General features: G+C 45.9%; 14 protein-coding genes and 2 tRNA genes. 8 read left to right on the top strand and 8 right to left on the bottom strand.

Annotation, left to right across the window (positions count from 1 at the left end; translation table 11 throughout):
* Both VIM91_RS07270 and VIM91_RS07265 read right to left on the bottom strand, forming a co-directional pair.
* A partial coding sequence (locus VIM91_RS07270) for a multicopper oxidase family protein (protein ID WP_331864154.1) occupies window positions 1-1044 on the bottom strand: 1044 nt, incomplete at its 3' end.
* A 12-nt stretch (window positions 1045-1056) separates the two neighbouring features.
* Complete coding sequence (locus VIM91_RS07265) at window positions 1057-1488, bottom strand: cytochrome c (protein WP_331864153.1); 432 nt, start codon at window positions 1486-1488, stop codon at window positions 1057-1059.
* Between the two features lie 268 nt (window positions 1489-1756).
* Between VIM91_RS07265 and VIM91_RS07260 the strand changes: the two genes are divergently transcribed.
* The 3 genes from VIM91_RS07260 (at window position 1757) to VIM91_RS07250 (ending at window position 4656) form a co-directional block, all read left to right on the top strand.
* Window positions 1757-2854: a PQQ-dependent sugar dehydrogenase gene (locus VIM91_RS07260; RefSeq protein ID WP_331864152.1), complete on the top strand. Its 1098-nt coding sequence runs from the start codon at window positions 1757-1759 to the stop codon at window positions 2852-2854.
* Window positions 2855-2949: 95 nt separating this feature from the next.
* On the top strand, window positions 2950-3465 hold the full coding sequence (locus VIM91_RS07255) for a peroxiredoxin (protein WP_331864151.1): 516 nt from the start codon (window positions 2950-2952) through the stop codon (window positions 3463-3465).
* 258 nt (window positions 3466-3723) lie between these two features.
* Window positions 3724-4656, top strand: coding sequence for an HD-GYP domain-containing protein (locus VIM91_RS07250; RefSeq protein WP_331864150.1), 933 nt, complete (start codon window positions 3724-3726; stop codon window positions 4654-4656).
* Window positions 4657-4703: 47 nt separating this feature from the next.
* On the opposite strand, the gene VIM91_RS07245 is transcribed toward VIM91_RS07250, so the two are convergent.
* The 5 genes from VIM91_RS07245 to VIM91_RS07225 all read right to left on the bottom strand — a co-directional run bounded on the left by VIM91_RS07245 (window position 4704) and on the right by VIM91_RS07225 (window position 7929).
* Window positions 4704-4780: transfer RNA gene (locus tag VIM91_RS07245), tRNA-Val, on the bottom strand.
* 22 nt (window positions 4781-4802) lie between these two features.
* Window positions 4803-4889 (bottom strand) — tRNA-Leu (locus VIM91_RS07240).
* Between the two features lie 85 nt (window positions 4890-4974).
* On the bottom strand, window positions 4975-5883 hold the full coding sequence (locus tag VIM91_RS07235; RefSeq protein WP_331864149.1) for a DUF697 domain-containing protein: 909 nt from the start codon (window positions 5881-5883) through the stop codon (window positions 4975-4977).
* Entirely contained in the window at window positions 5880-7274 is a 1395-nt protein-coding gene (locus VIM91_RS07230) for a YcjX family protein (protein WP_331864148.1), read from the bottom strand. Before VIM91_RS07230 ends, VIM91_RS07235 begins: the two co-directional genes overlap by 4 nt.
* Before the next feature lie 31 nt (window positions 7275-7305).
* A complete protein-coding gene (locus tag VIM91_RS07225) occupies window positions 7306-7929 on the bottom strand; it encodes a TetR/AcrR family transcriptional regulator (RefSeq protein WP_331864147.1) in 624 nt (207 codons plus the stop codon).
* Between the two features lie 124 nt (window positions 7930-8053).
* Between VIM91_RS07225 and VIM91_RS07220 the strand changes: the two genes are divergently transcribed.
* From VIM91_RS07220 to VIM91_RS07210, 3 genes are read left to right on the top strand one after another with little or no spacing between them, the layout of a single operon-like run.
* On the top strand, window positions 8054-9184 hold the full coding sequence (locus VIM91_RS07220; RefSeq protein ID WP_331864146.1) for an efflux RND transporter periplasmic adaptor subunit: 1131 nt from the start codon (window positions 8054-8056) through the stop codon (window positions 9182-9184).
* A gap of 11 nt (window positions 9185-9195) precedes the next feature.
* On the top strand, window positions 9196-12327 hold the full coding sequence (locus VIM91_RS07215; RefSeq protein ID WP_331864145.1) for a multidrug efflux RND transporter permease subunit: 3132 nt from the start codon (window positions 9196-9198) through the stop codon (window positions 12325-12327).
* A complete protein-coding gene (locus VIM91_RS07210) occupies window positions 12324-13742 on the top strand; it encodes an efflux transporter outer membrane subunit (protein WP_331864144.1) in 1419 nt (472 codons plus the stop codon). Before VIM91_RS07215 ends, VIM91_RS07210 begins: the two co-directional genes overlap by 4 nt.
* A 131-nt stretch (window positions 13743-13873) precedes the next feature.
* Here the strand turns inward: VIM91_RS07210 and VIM91_RS07205 are convergent, their stop codons facing one another.
* Window positions 13874-14548, bottom strand: a complete 675-nt coding sequence (locus VIM91_RS07205; protein WP_331864143.1) for an arylesterase — start codon at window positions 14546-14548, stop codon at window positions 13874-13876.
* Between VIM91_RS07205 and VIM91_RS07200 the strand changes: the two genes are divergently transcribed.
* Window positions 14510-15184, top strand: a complete 675-nt coding sequence (locus VIM91_RS07200) for an ABC transporter ATP-binding protein (protein ID WP_331864142.1) — start codon at window positions 14510-14512, stop codon at window positions 15182-15184. The two genes, VIM91_RS07205 and VIM91_RS07200, sit on opposite strands and share 39 nt — an antisense overlap.
* The coding region (locus VIM91_RS07195) for an ABC transporter permease (protein WP_331864141.1) at window positions 15184-16259 on the top strand (1076 nt) is incomplete at its 3' end. The genes VIM91_RS07200 and VIM91_RS07195, both read left to right, overlap by 1 nt.

Raw genomic sequence — 16259 nt, 5'->3', positions numbered from 1 at the left:
CTGGCTAGAATCGATATGTAATAAATCAAAGTTTTGGTCAAGATAATCGGCATTATTCCCGCCCATCATTCCCATTCGCATGGATAAGTTTCCATAACCTTTGATCGTTCTTAGCGTAATTGGTTTGCGGTCAGAAAGATCCACGATGATTTCGGCGCGTTCGGCTGGCGCTAAACGGATTTGACGTAAACTTGTAGGTTTCTCTAACAAGCCGCCATCAGAAGCAATCAGCTCAAAAGGTCGATTATCTGAAAACACTAAATCATAAAAACGCGCATTGGATGCATTATGTAAACGCAATCTGACTCGTGTTTTTTTGGGTTTCAGCACGGAGTTGGCAACGCCATTCACCAACATCACATCGCCATGCATGCCGCGCATTTTATCCATTCGAGTATTGTTGTAATAAAACTCGCCCGATGCATCAAATGCCCTGTCCATCAAAATGATGGGGTAGTCATCTACCCCATATTCATGTGGAATGCCCAAGTCGGCATCTTGATCTTCGTCCACAATCTGAATTTGACCACCCAAGCCTCGCCAAACTTGTTGACCCGTTTGGTTGTGGGTATGCGAATGATAAAAAAGCGTAGACGTTTCGTTCAGTATTTTCCATTCGGCCACCCAGGTATTATTGGGCTGGATCGCTTGATGTGGGCCGCCATCTTCGGTGGCGGGTAGAATCATGCCATGCCAGTGAAGTGCCGCCATTTCATTGAGTTTGTTCGTCACTTGCATCTTAACAACCTGGCCCTTTTTCATTCTTAACACTGGGCCTAAAAAGTCTTGGTTAATACCAATGGTCTGAGTGGTTTTATTCGCTAAGATTTGGGTTTCGCCCTGCTGTAAATTCAATTTAAAAACTTGTTTGCCTTGAATACTTTGTCCTTCGTCCAGGGCGGGCAAGTTAAAATCATTTAAACGAAAATTGGCGTTTGAGTCGACTGTTTGCCCAAAGGCTCCTACAAAACCAAAAGGCACAGCAGCGGTAATTAAGCCTGAACTGATTGCAATACTTTGTCGTAAAAAGTCGCGTCGATTCATTTTATAATCCTTTTATTTAAGACCATCCAATTCGAGCCAGGCTTGGTAAACCTTGTCTGGCCAAAAACTTTGAAAATACGCGATAGCTGCCAATTGCTCAGACTGGCTTAACTTGCCTTTGAAGCCTGGCATTTTTCCGCCTAATGGCACTCCACCATTTTGGGTTGTTCTTAACAGGATTTTTAGAGGATGATGCCAAGCATGGGCGGTTCCATTTAAAGGCGGCGCAGGATAACTTCCGTCGGCTAAAGTTTGCTTCCAATCTTTAACCAACCCTTGAGCTTGATTACCATGACAAACCGCACAATTTTGCAAAAAGACCTTTTGCCCGACTCTGACATCTTCGCTGGTATACCATCTCTCCGATGGCTCGACTTTTGCCGATTGCTCAGCTGAACAGCCTGCAAAAATTAACAATAATAATGTTAGAAATAGATATTTCATTATGTTTTCCTATTTAAGTAGTCCGGCTTAAGAAAGCACCTGACGAATATGGCTTATTATTTTTATCATCATAGTAAAACTTGTCTGACGCCCAGATGACCAGCAGATTACATAGTTGTAATCTGCTGGTTGTTTCTACCAAAAACATTATGCAAGCCAACTATTAATCAGCCAGTAGCTGAGCCATCATCAGAACACTAACCCAGTTTTTCGATAAGGTTGTGCATGCTATGATTAATTATCGATCCCGTTAAATAAGGAATGATGTATGCGCCGATTTCCTCTGATTCTGACTTTTGTATTTTTGACTTTTTTATCCGTTGTGAACGCACAAACCGAATACAAAATCGACACTCTGGCTGAAGGCTTAGATGTAATATGGGGCATGACCTTTATCAGTGATCACGAATTGGTGTTTACCGAACGGTCTGGCCGCGCGGGTTTGTTAAACCTTAAAGACCAACAAATCGAATGGCTAAGTGGACTACCGAATGTTCATGCTCAAGGTCAAGGTGGATTACTGGATGTGCAAATCGGCCCAAATTTCAAGCAAGACGCTTGGATATATTTCACTTATTCTCGCCCTTTAGAAGACCAACCTAACCAAGCCGCAACCACCTTAGCTCGTGCCAAACTACAAGGCTCAAAGCTTACCGACTGGCAAGACCTACTTATCACACAGTCCGCCAGCCAATCTACGCAACACTTTGGTAGCCGAATTACGTTTGACGAACAGGGCCATGTGTTTTTCGGCATAGGTGATCGCGGACAGCGCGAAAATGGTCAGATATTCAGCAACCACGCGGCGAGCATCATTCGCTTAAAACTAGATGGCCAAGTACCGCAGGACAACCCATTTGTTAATAAGTCTGGCTATTTGGATGAATTATGGAGTGTCGGCCATCGCAATCCACAAGGCTTAGTTTACGATTCAAAGCGCGCTATTCTGTGGGAGATAGAACACGGCCCGCGCGGTGGAGACGAACTCAACATAGTTAAAAAAGGCCAAAATTACGGCTGGCCAGATGTCTCACAGGGGAAAGAATACTGGGGGCCAGTTGCGGTGGGCGTTCGCCATAAAGCTGGAATGGTTGATCCTATTAAGGTTTACATTCCCTCTATCGCCCCCAGCAGCTTAATGCTTTATCAAGGCGATGCCTTCCCAGAATGGAAAGACCAGCTATTTGCTGGTGCTTTAGTATTACGCCACTTAAACCTGATTAAGCTCGATACCAAAGGCGAAGTGATTGGTGAAGAACGTCTATTGGAAGACCTCAATGAACGAATTCGTGCTTTAGCACAAGATAATCAAGGGCAGATATACCTGTCCACCGATAGTGGCAAAATTATGCGTTTATCGCCATAAATTGAGAACTGAGCGTTTTTTTACCAAAAGTAGCTTAACTTTAAGATTTAAATTATATACAATACCTATACATTAATTATTCAGGGATTGTCAGCATGCGCTTTATCATCTGGTTCAGTTTGAGTTTACTGCCATTTTTGGCGCAGGCAAATAACTTAAGTTTAGGCGACACAGCGCCTGACTTTACACTCAACAATCAACACCAAGAAACCCTATCCCTGTCGGACTATCGTGATCATTGGGTCGTGTTGTATTTCTACCCTAAAAACGACACCCCAGGATGCACAACTGAAGCTTGTAGCTTCCGCGATAACATTAATGCACTCCTAGCTCAGCAGGCGGTTGTGCTAGGTGTTAGTGTTGATAATGCCGAAAGTCATAAATCGTTTGCCGAAAAATACAATTTACCTTTTAGTTTATTGTCCGACCCTAACGGCGAAGTGGCGGCGGATTATGGCGCCCTGCTTAATCTAGGTTTAGTCAAGTTTGCCAAACGCCATAGTTTTATTATTAACCCAGATGGACGCATTGCAAAAATCTACCGAGATGTCGACCCAGACAGTCATGTTAAAAACGTGATGGCTGACTTGAAACGCTTGCAAGCGAATTAGGCATGGAGCAAGCCGTTTTTAATAAACCCGTTAAATGGCGCGATACGCTAACTCGACTGCTATGGGTCAACTTGATTTTTCTGATGCTGGCAATGATCGCCAATGCGTTACTTGAGCGCTGGTCTTTATTTAGTGCTCATGCCCTCACCTTTCTAGCACTCAGCGTGATCTTATTCAGCACCTATAGGTTTAAAGTAGAACCGATACAACAAGCCTATCTGGCTGTAATGTGGTGTTATTTTTTTCAGCTTTTTTTGGGTGGGTGATGCTCAAACTTATGATGTACTATGGTTAACCCTCTTCCCTGCGATGGCGGCTTTTATTCTAGAAAAAGAACACCAGTTACTCGGTTGGCATTTAAGCTTTATTTTCGGTTTAATTGGGATCCTGATTATCACCATCATGGCGCCGAATCATTTGGACTACACGCCTCTAATCATCAGTAACTTAATCTTTGCCACCAGCTTCATCAGCTTGATTGCTTGGTTTAATTTTCGATTTAAACGCCAACTTCAAAAAGCCCAGATGAATTTTCAAAAACAGCTCGAAACACGAGTGAGTCAGGCGACCAACACTATATCCAAACTAAATGAACAGCTTGAAGCCTCTCAACGTGATGTTGTTTTGCGTTTAGGCGAAATTTGCGAAGTGCGCTCCAAAGAAACCGGACAACATGTGCAACGCGTGTCGGAATACAGTCGATACTTGGCCGAACTCGCTGGACTGGATGCCCAACAGGTGGATGTGATTCACGATGCCGCTCCACTGCACGATGTCGGTAAAGTAGCGATTGAGGATGCGATCCTGAACAAGCCAGGTAAATACAACGAATACGAATATTCGATTATGCGCCAACACGCCCAAATTGGCTACGAACTACTCAGCACATCAAAACAACCCCTGCTGCAAGCGGCCGCCATTATTGCTCGAGATCATCACGAATGGTGGAATGGGCAAGTTTACCCGAACCAAAAAACCGGCGAACAAATCCATATCTATGGTCGAATTGTCGCTATCGCAGACGTGTTCGATGCCTTATCTTTTGAACGTATCTACAAACCGGCCTGGGAAGATAAAAGAATTTATGATTTCTTTGAACAACAGCAAGGTGCTCAGTTTGATCCAGGATTGAGTCAGCTTTTTCTACAAAACTTTGAGCGTTTTACCGCGCTGAGAAATCAATATCGCTAATAATTAAAAATAATAGAAAGTAAAAGGAGATAAAAAACAAGGATAATTGGTACAACCGAGTGGATTCGAACCACCGACCCCTACCATGTCAAGGTAGTGCTCTAACCAACTGAGCTACGGTTGTATATAGTAGGACTTGCAGAATTTGGTACCAGTGGGCGGACTCGAACCGCCACGCTTTTAAAGGCATCGGATTTTGAATCCGACGTGTCTACCAATTTCACCACACTGGCATGTTTTGAAACGTGAGCGCATTATAGGAACGCGCCCCTCACTTGTCAAGCTGGCAGACTTAAGTTTGTGAAAATTCTTTTGGGCTTATTTCGGCGCGTTAAAGGGATTGAGCAGGAATAACGCCGACTTACCAATGCGCTTAACTAACACCCCTGTACTCGCGGCTTTACCAGCCTGTTGACTTAAACCACTTAACAAGCCTTTACCTAATACACTTACACCTTCTTCAATCAACATATCGGTTGCTTGTTGAATAATCACGTTTTCTAAACTCATGCGCAGTAGTTTGATATTACCCACCAGGCCTGGTCGATAGCCGTAAAGATTGGCTATACGCCTTACCACCCTCGCGCTTCGCCACATCAACATCAAAGTTTCGATCATGTTATTGGGACTGAGCAAACCCACACCACCGGCTTGTAAGGCTTCTTTATTAATAATCGCTTTGGCTTGCGCCAATAAAGGCTTGGCCACCATAGTGTCGTAAATAAACCATTGTTGTTCGATGTTATGATGGGATTTGATGGTGTTTTTGTAAGCCTGCGCCAAAGCACTCGCCTTTGGGCTTTTCGCATGCAAACTTAATAAATAATTCAGTAAATTTTTGGCTTGCTTCACATCGTCCTGCTCAATCGCCTGTTGCCATTTTTCGGCGACTTGCTGAATATGACCCATACGCCAATAACCCACAATCTCACGAGTAATTAAACCCAGCAATAAACCAAAAAACACCACACTAACGAACCCCAACCCCGCCGATAAAACCGGATGAACCAACCAGGCCTGCTGCAAGGTTAAATAGACATCAAATGCCATAAAGCTAAGCAGGCTAAGCAAACCAAAACTGATTAACCAAAAGCCCATGCCAATGCTTGTATCAACGCTTTCGTCTTTAAGCGGTTCTGAGGAACTGGAACTGGATTCAGGACGCGTTACCAAATCATCTAAATCTTGGTTAAGCGGCTCGGTTTGAGTACGGGAACGTTGGGTCATGTTAGCGCGCCTTTTAGAAAATAATCCATCAATTCATCCAACCCCATACTTTGCCAATCGTGCACAGATTCCAACTTAGGTGGCAAAGCTTGGATCCGCGGGTAAAACTCGCCCAAAGGCAAGTCTTGCAATTGGGTCGGAATCGGCTCAAATCGCTGACGTAGAGTTTGGCCTAGTGCGTCTTTGTAGATCACAGTTTGATCTTCAGGTTGGGTTGAAATCAATGAAGCGATCAGAAAATGCTCAAAACTGACTTCCGGGATATCACTTAAACGTGTGCGTATGCCTTGAGTTAAAGCCTGTAATAGTTGCCTTAAATTGGCACGCTCCTGCACGGGAATCAAGTCTGATTTGGTGGCGACAAAACCGACTTGGGTAATCTTATTTTTACGCCCTAAACGTTGATACCATTTACGCTTGCCATAAACAAAGCTACTCGATAAATGACTCATCGCCTCTTTCATTTCTTCCAGATAATCACGCCCAAAACTTAAACCTTCTAACACATCCACCAACACCACTTGTTTATCGGCTTGGTTAAAAAAGTCTTGGCGAAAGGGTTTTACCCAACCTTCAACAAAATGCGTATAGTTCTGAGTCATTTTTTGCGTCCAGGGATGTGATGGATCACTTAAGATTTTATTGGGTAATGGGCAAAAAGTTTGATTAAGCCAATCCAGGCCTGGTGGTGGCAAAATTAATGCGCCCGGTTGTAACAGGGATACGCCTTGCGCCTTCGCCTTGGTTAGATAAGCCTGATAAGCCTGCACCAACTTGGCAAAGGCCGCATCATTTGGCAGCTGATCAAAATCAAAACCGCGCAATTCAGCCATCCAGTCCTGCGACAAACCGGACTGTGGATCACTCGCCAGCTGTGCAAACACCTGCGCACTCCATTGCGCGTAACTGAGCTGCTGTAAAGGCAAATCCATCAACCACTCGCCCGGGTAATCGTAAAAAAACAAACTCAAACGCTTCGAACCTAACAGTTTTTGTTTGATGGCGTTTGACTGCCTTAGCCACAAGGTTAAACGAAACGCACTGACTTGATCGGTGGCTTTGGGCCATTCTCGTTTTTGCAATTTCATTAAGTTTTCGGCAAACGGAAAAGTCGATACACCTGAGAACTCAGTGCGTAAATCCACCCTTTCAATCCGATCACGCGGTATCGCGTTTAATAAAGGCAAGGGATCATGCGCATCACTCACACGCTGATTAAGTTGGGCGATCAAAGCGGTAAACAACATCGACTTTCCACTTCGACTTAAGCCAGTAATCACAATATGTTGCTCACGATCTTGAATACGATCCAACTGATCAAACCAAACACTTAAACTTGCTTCGGCCTTGGATAACCAACGGTTTATTAAGGGGGATTTATTAGAATTCAAAGCGAATGTCGTCCATTAATTAAGGCCTCAATTAACACGGCATAATACCTTTCAAAAAAATGCGCGTGGCTTGCGCTAGGGCTTGCTCTCGTTCTTGTTGACAAACAGAGTGACCAAATAAGGCTTTAAAATACATAGGGCCTTTAATCATTTCGATAAACTGATAAGCGGCGAGATCGTAATCCTCAATTTGAAAATCATGCTTTTTTGACTGATTCCGCAAATAGTTCGACAAAACGCGTGTAATTTTTTGTGGACCGTTTTCAAGAAATATACGCTGCACATCAGCTTGATCACCACTGTTATCATTCAAAACTAATCGATAGATTAATAATGCGTTGGGTTGAAACATCAGCGCCTGCATTTCACGCCCAAACTTGGTTAAAGAGTCTTGTAAGTTATCTGTCCAAAACTCATCCGCATGAAACTGTGAAAATAGCGTACAGGTTGTTTTTTGAAAATATGCCTCAAATAAGCCCAATTTATTACCGAAAAATTTGTATACCGTTCCCAAAGAGCCACCAGATCGGCGTACAATTTCATTAATACTTGCACCGGCATAGCCTTGTTCGGCAAAGACTTCACCCGCCGCTTCTAAAATTCGCTCGTGACGCTCATAGCCGCGTTTGGTTAAAGGAGTTTGACATTGTTCCATAAAATTTCCGTTAAGCCTTTTATTGGGGACATTATAGTCTATAACTGAATAATGAATCCGCTTGACCAAAGTGTAATGTATGCTACACTATTAACAATTTTAATCAACATGGAAGCGCTCAACCATGAAACATTCTATTCAAACCTACCTGAAAACCTCTTTAATTTCAGGGATTTTTGCCATATCTAGTGCGGCTTTTGCACAGACACCTCCGCCCCTACCTGTCAAAACTTTGACCATAGAAAAAACAAATGTGCCTTTATCCTATAGTTATCCCGCCAGAGTACAAAGTGCCAGCCAAGTCGAGATTCATGCGCGAGTGAGTGGCTTATTATTAGAAAAACACTACCAAGATGGTGAAGCCGTCAAAGCCGGCGACCTGCTTTACACGATTGATCCAAAACCTTATCAAGCGATCGTAAATCGTGCGAAAGCTCAAGTTTTAATGGAGCAAGCTAAATTACGCCAAGCTGAACGTGAAAAAAAACGTGTAGAAGGTTTATATAGTGAAAAAGCCGTGAGTGAGCAAGAGCGCGACCAAGCCACGTCGGCTTACGAACTGGCGCAAGCAGGCCTGGTGGGTGCGCAAGCCGCATTGCAAGAAGCGCAATTGAATCTGGATTACACCCAAGTCACCGCACCGACACAGGGATTAACAGGTCAAAAAAGACACAGTGTTGGCGATTTGGTTGGACGTGATTATGGTGCAACCCATTTAACCAACATCACTCAGTTAGACCCTATCGAGGTGCATTTTGCTATCGTCGAAAAAGAATTTGTTGAACGCGAAACTCAAATTCAACAAGGTCAACTTCGTTATCAAAATGGTTCATCGCCAAGCGTTTCGGTCAGTCACTTGGGTGAAACCTTTGAGGGCCAACTCGACTATCGTGGTCACGAAGTTGAAGCCGCGACGGGCAGTGTTAAATTGCGCGCACGTTTTGATAACCCCAACAAAACCTTACTACCCGGTGCCTTTGTACATGTCGAGCTTGCCGGTATTGAAGCGGTGAATGTAATCCAAATTCCGCAAAAAGCGGTATTACAAATTGGCACCCAGTCTTTTGTTTATGTGGTCAAAGACAACAAAGCTGAAATGCGCCCTGTTGGCCTAAAAACCCAAGTCGGCAATACATGGTTAATTACACAAGGACTGGAACCAGGTGATCAATTAATTACCAATAATCTGGTTAAATTACGCCCTAATGCGCCTGTGGCCATTCAATCTGACGACGCTGACAAAGCGGCGCAATAAGGAGCCTCTGCATGTTCTCTAAATTCTTTATCGAACGCCCGGTATTTGCCAGCGTCATGTCGATTGTGATTGTACTGGTTGGCTTATTAACCATGCGCGGCTTGCCTGTGGCCGAGTATCCAGAAATTGTGCCGCCACAAGTCACCGTCAGCACCATGTATGCAGGCGCCAGTGCCGAAACCATTGCCGACACCGTTGCCGCTCCGTTGGAGCAAGAATTAAACGGCATCGAAAATATGCTGTACATTAACTCGGTCGCCTCGTCGGCAGGTAGCGTCAGCGTTAGCTTAACCTTCGAAGTCGGCACTAATATCAACGAAGCCATGATGGATGTGAACAACAAGGTGCAAGCGGCGATTAACCGTTTACCACAAGAAGTTCAACGTGTCGGTGTGCAAGTCAATAAACGTTCGCCCAGTATTCTAAAAGTGATTGCGCTTTATTCTGGCGATGAAAGCCGAGATACCGTGTTTGTTGCAAACTACGGCTTAATTAACGTGGTCGACGAACTAAAACGTATCCCTGGGGTAGGTGAAGTCCGTCAGTTTGGTTCAAAAGACTATTCCATGCGTATTTGGTTGGACCCGAATCGCATGGCGAAATATGGAGTGACCCCAAACGATGTGTCAGTTGCGATTCGTGACCAAAACTCACAGTTTGCCGCTGGCCAGCTTGGACAAGAACCCCTCTATAACGAGCAAGACTTTACCTATACCGTGATTACCGAAGGGCGTTTAAACAGCGCAGAACAATTCGGCAACATTGTATTACGCGCCAACCCGGATGGTTCGATGCTGAAAATTAAAGACATCGCGCGCGTGGATCTAGGTTCTGAGCGCTATAACTTTGATGCCACCTTTAACGGCAAACCAACCGTACCGATTGGTATTTTCCTACAAACGGATGCCAATGCGCTTGAAGTATCAAAACTGGTGGACGAAAAACTGGCGCAACTGGCCGAACGTTTTCCACAAGGCATCAACTACGAAGTGCCTTATGACACCACCAAATTTGTCAAAGTGTCGATTGAGCAAGTGGTTTATACCTTTATTGAAGCCTTAGTATTGGTGTCGTTTATCGTGTTCTTGTTCTTGCAAAATGCACGTGCCACTTTAATTCCGTTAATTGCGATTCCGGTTTCGATTATCGGTACCTTTATAGGTTTTGAATTGCTTGGTTTCTCAATCAACCAACTCACCCTATTCGGCATGATTTTGGCGATAGGTATCGTGGTGGATGATGCGATTATCGTGGTCGAAAACGTTGAACGTATTATGCGCCAAGACAAACTTCGCCCTAAAGAAGCGACCATCAAGGCCATGAAAGAACTCACCAGCCCACTGATTGCAATTGTGCTGGTGTTATCGGCGGTCTTTATCCCGGTTGCTTTTATTGGCGGTTTCAGTGGTGAGATGTATAAACAGTTTGCCATTACCATTGTGGTATCGGTCGCCATCTCAGGCCTAGTGGCCTTAACCCTAACCCCCGCCTTGTGCGCCACCTTGCTTAAAGATGAAGAGCATCAACCACATCGCTGGTTTGGTTGGTTTAACCGGATTTTTGATTGGTTAACCGACAAATTCAGCGCGGGTGTGGCTAAAGTTATGCGTTATAGCTTGTTGAGCTTGCTGCTATTTGTTGGGTTAGGTGCACTAGCAATTCAGCAACTGCAAAGTCTGCCCAAAAGCTTAGTGCCACAAGAAGACAAAGGCAGCATTCTGGTAGTGAGTTATCTACCGCCCGCCTCCTCTTTGTCGAGAACCGAAGAAGTGCGCGATCAAATTAACGAGCAATTGATGGCGCACCCAGCGGTCGAATATGCGACCTTGTTTGCCGGCTTCGATATTCAAACTTTTGCGCTTAAAACCGATTCAGCCGCTGGCTTTGTCGGCCTAAAACCTTGGGATGAGCGCGAATCCGATGATATGAAAATTGATGCGGTGGTGGGTCAATTATTCGGTCAATTTATGGGCCACGATGAAGCCTTCACTATGCCAATTGCAATGCCAACTATTACCGGCATGAGTATGACCGGCGGTGTAGAGGGTTACATTCAAAACCGTATTGGTGCAAGCACTGCAGAACTAAGCGAGTTGATGGATAAGATTGTCGGTGCCGCTAATGCGCGTCCTGAACTGCAAAGTGTACGAACTACCTTCTCCACCAAAACCCCGCAATATGAGGCAATTCTAGATCGTGAAAAAGCCTTAGCCATGCAGGTATCTGTCAATGAAGCCTTCGCGGCGATGCAATCGACTTTTGGTAGTTTGTATGTGAATGACTTCAATTTATTTGGTCGTACTTTCCGCGTCAATATGCAGTCCGAATCGGAGTACCGTGAGACGGCTGATAACTTAAAAGACGTGTTTGTGCGCTCAGCAACGGGCGAAATGGTTTCGCTTGCCAACTTGATCGACTTCAAACGCATCACCGGTGCCGATGTGGTGGATCGTTTTAATCTATTCCCGGCGGCTAAAATCACAGCCGAACCTAAACCGGGTTACAGTTCGGGCGACGCGATGAAAGCCATGCAAGAAGTGGTGGACGAATTAGCGCCGCAGGGTTACACACTGGGCTGGGTTGGTTCGGCCTACCAAGAAGAACTCTCCGCTGGCGCGGGTTCACAAGCCTTTTTGTTTGGTTTGCTGATCGTGTTCTTAATCTTGGCCGCACAATACGAACGCTGGACCTTGCCGCTTGCGGTGGTATTAGCAGTGCCTTTTGCAGTACTAGGGGCCGCACTGGCGACCAAATTAGCCGGCTTGGATAACGACATTTATTTCGAATTGGGCTTATTAACCTTAATTGGTTTATCCGCGAAAAACGCGATTTTGATTGTCGAATTTGCCATGCAAAAACGTGCACAAGGGATGAGTCTGTTGGACGCATCACAAGAAGCAGCACGTATGCGTTTCCGCCCAATTGTGATGACGTCCTTAGCCTTTACGATGGCGGCGATTCCGCTCATGTTAAGTGAAGGTGCGGGTGCCGCAGCGCGTAATGCCGTGGGCACAGGTGTGGTCGGCGGCATGATTCTCGCCACCTTCCTCGCCCCATTATTTATTCCGATGTTTTTCCGCTGGATTGCCACTTTTTCAGAGTGGTTAGGCCAAGCTAAACGTCGCGCAGGAGAAAACTCATGATCCGTAGCACACAGAAAATCTTACCGCTCAGTTTGATGTTGGTGTTAGCGGGCTGTTCGCAAATGCCCAGTTATGAAAAACCGCAAACCGACTTGCCACAAACCATTGGCGAAATTCAACAGGCACCAGGCCTGGTGATACCTGAGACTGAGCAGGCCTGGTGGTTGCAATTTAATGACCCGACCTTGCAAGCGCTACTGGATAAAGCCTTAACTCATAATGCTGATTTTAATAACGCGCAACAACGCTTATTCCAAGCCCGAGCGGCGTTAACTCAAGGCCGTGCTGAACGCTGGCCAAGTTTGCAACTTCAAGGCGGTTTGGCTAACCAACAAACCAGCGACAATGCCTTTCCTCAAGGCCAAGGCGCCGAGTTTGAGAGCTATAATCTTGATGGTTTGATTAGCTATGAAGTTGATTTATGGGGTCGTGTGCGCTCAAATCAGTTGCGACTAAGCGCCGAATATGAAGCCATGCAAGCGGATACCCAAGCTTTACGCTTGAGCTTAAGTGCGGCAGTCGCAACCAATTATTTCAACTTGCGCGCGCTCGACCAAATGGTGTCGATTGCACGCAACACCGTCAGCTCTCGCCAAGAAAACTTGCAGTTGCGTCAACGCCAATACGAATTGGGGCGTTTAACGCAGTTAGCGGTGCAACAAGCCGAAGTCGAACTGACGCGGGTTGAAATTGAGCTCATCAATCTAGAGCAACAGCGTGATGTTCAACGGCATGCTCTTAGTTTATTGGTTGGAGATAGCCCGGCTGAAATGGTCAAATCCAGCCAAGCTAAGGCCGGCAACGGCGGGTTCATCGATACCGAGCTGCCGGCTTTGTATTCGGATTTAACCTCTGACTTACTGATGCGCCGTCCTGACATTCAAGCCGCCGAACAACGTTTAATCGCAGCCAATGCCAACATAGGTGTCGCACGTGCCGCCCTGTTTCCAAAACTAAGCTTAAATGGCTTAATTGGGGTCAATAGTGATTCGATTGATACCCTGTTTGATGGCGATTCAACACGCTGGCAAGCCCAAGCTGGCTTAACCGCGCCAATTTTTAATGCCGGCTCATTACGCGCTCAAGTGCAAATCAGTGAAGCCGAACAGCAAATCATGTTGAATCAGTATCAACAAACCTTGCGTCAAGCCTTTGCAGAAGCACTGGATGCATTAAATATGCACCAACGCTCAGCGCGCCAGCTTGAGGTACAGCAACGCCAGGTCGTCGCACTTCGCAGTACGTTGGACTTGGCGCAAAAACGCTTTGATTCGGGCTATTCGAGTTATTTAGAAGTGCTGGATGCACAGCGCACGTTGTTTGATGCCGAAGTGGCCATGGTGACCACCAAGCGTAATTATCTCAACGCCAGCATTGAACTTTACAAGGCCCTAGGCGGCCATTGGCAAGCTTAAAGTCTGAGTTTAGCTGCTTGACTCAATATCAAGTAAACCACCAGGCCTGGTGCAACCTATCACCAGGCTTTTTTTGTTGAGGCAAAAGATCAAAACATCGAAACGCCAACAACGCTAACTAAGTGCAGCACTTAATTTTGCAGCGCCATCAGGTTTTGCAATCTTGGCCAAAGACGCTGCAAAATAAGAGGCTGAGCGGCTTGATTAGGATGCAGACCATCGTCTTGCATTAAGCCCGGATCTAACGCGACATCCTCCAGAAAAAATGCATCCAAATCCAACTGGTAAGTTTCGGCTAAATTCAAATAGGTTTGCGCTAAACGTTCATCATAAGCCGGACCATAATTGGTCGGTAAACGAATCCCAAGCAATAATACCTTGGCCCCAGCCTGTTGACTGATCTCGATCATACGCGCAAGATTGCGCTCAGTGGCCCGCAAATCCTGTCCGCGCAACGCATCATTAGCCCCTAGCTCTATCACCACATAATTAGGTTGATGACGTTGCACCAGGCCTGGTAGTCGCTGCAAACCACCGGAGGTGGTCTCCCCACTCAAACTGGCGTTCACAACTTGGATATTGAACGGTTTATCCTTATTTGTTTGAGTCAACTTTTGCTGTAATAACGCCACCCAACCCTGCTCGGTCGGCATGCCGTAAGCGGCGCTTAAACTGTCGCCCATCACCAGTAACACGCCTTGCGACTGAGCCTGAACAGGGTTAGTATTGAATGCAACTAAAACCATAAACAACATGAATAGGCGAATATGAAAACAAGCTCGGTACTTCAGTTGAAAGATGTTCACTATCAGGTGTCCTCTGCGCAAGAAAATATCTCTATCTTAAAGGGCTGCAACCTTGATGTCGAGCCGAATCAAAGCCTCGCGATTGTAGGTCGATCTGGCTCTGGAAAATCCACTCTTTTGGCTTTAATGGCCGGATTAGACACCCCTACCACCGGTCACATTGAGTTACTAGGCCACTCGCTAAATCAGTTAAACGAAGATCAACGCGCCCAACTGCGCGCTTTAAAAGTAGGATTTGTATTTCAGAACTTTCAGCTCATGCCGGGGATGAACGCCTTGGAAAATGTCATGATGCCGCTCGAGTTATTTGGCGTAGATCAGGCGCGCGAGCGTGCTCAAGCCGCGTTAGAAAAAGTCGGCTTAAGTCACCGTTTAAACCACACTCCGCGTGCTTTATCCGGCGGCGAACAACAACGTGTCGCGATTGCACGCGCAATTGTCACCGAACCCGATATTTTATTTGCCGATGAACCCACCGGCAATCTAGACGAAACTACCGCCAAACAAGTGCAAGATTTATTATTCGACTTACAACACCACACCACGTTGGTTTTGGTGACACATGACCGCGCATTCGCGCAACTTTGTCAGCGCCAGGTCACCCTGCAACAAGGTCAGCTTGAGGCTGGTTTATAATGCGCGCCCGCAGTGGAGTAACCACCTCATTGAAAGCCGCCAGCCTATGGTTTATGCGTGGTTTTAGACGTGGCGATTGGCTTTGGTTATGGCTTGCAGTGGTGGTCGCCAGCTCCAGTGTGACCTTGGTTGAACAACTCGCTCACACGGTTCATCAGAGCATGCTGGCAAAATCCGCTCAATCCTTATCAGCCGATTTAGTGATTCGCTCCAGCCGCCCAATTGATGAAACTTGGGCTAACCAAGCTCAAGCCGATGGCTTAGAAACCAGTGCCCATATTAGCCTGACCACCATGGCGATGTTTAACGATCAGTTTCAAATGGTGCAACTCAAAGGCATTGAAGCAAACTACCCTCTACGCGGCGCCTTACAAACTGAACAAAACACCACATTGAACCAGTTACAAAACGATCAACTATTAGCAGATCCGCAACTCAATGGTTTAATAGATTTAAAATTAGGCGATGCGATCACTCTAGGACGTAAAGAGTTTAAAGTCCGTGACTGGTTAAGCGGCCAGGGTGTGTTTCAAGCGACGTTTTCGCAATTCGCGCCACAAGTGGTTTTGCCACTTAGTCAGCTTGAAAGCTTAGGTTTAATTGGCCCGGGTAGCCGAGTAAATTACGAACTGGGTTTTCGTGGTGACCCCGCTACTCTCGCCCGCTGGCAGGAACAGTTAGAGAACGAAAATCATGCTCACTGGCAAATTATTAATGCTCGCGCACCGACGCCGGATTTAGAAAAATCCTTGGATACCGCTTGGCTATTTTTAGACTTATCAGCGTTGGCCACTGTGTTAATTGCCGGACTCGCTATTCTCATCGCCAGTCGATTTTATCTGCAGCGCTGGACAGCTTCGATGGCACTGATGCGCGCCAGTGGTGCATCTAATCGCCAATTAACCAGCTTATTTGCCATTCAGCTCATGTGGCTTGCGCTGATCGGTAGCGTGATCGGTGTGCTAATTGGCCAGGGTTTATTTCAACTTCTGCGCCCCATATTACCCAACTACTTTGATCCATTAGTCATCACTGGCTATAGCCGCGCAATTGGCCTAGGTTTATTAAGCGGTAC

It is taken from the genome of Thiomicrospira sp. (assembly GCF_036568485.1).
Classification (GTDB): Bacteria; Pseudomonadota; Gammaproteobacteria; order Thiomicrospirales; family Thiomicrospiraceae; genus Thiomicrospira.
This window is presented reverse-complemented; position numbering and strand designations above follow the sequence as displayed.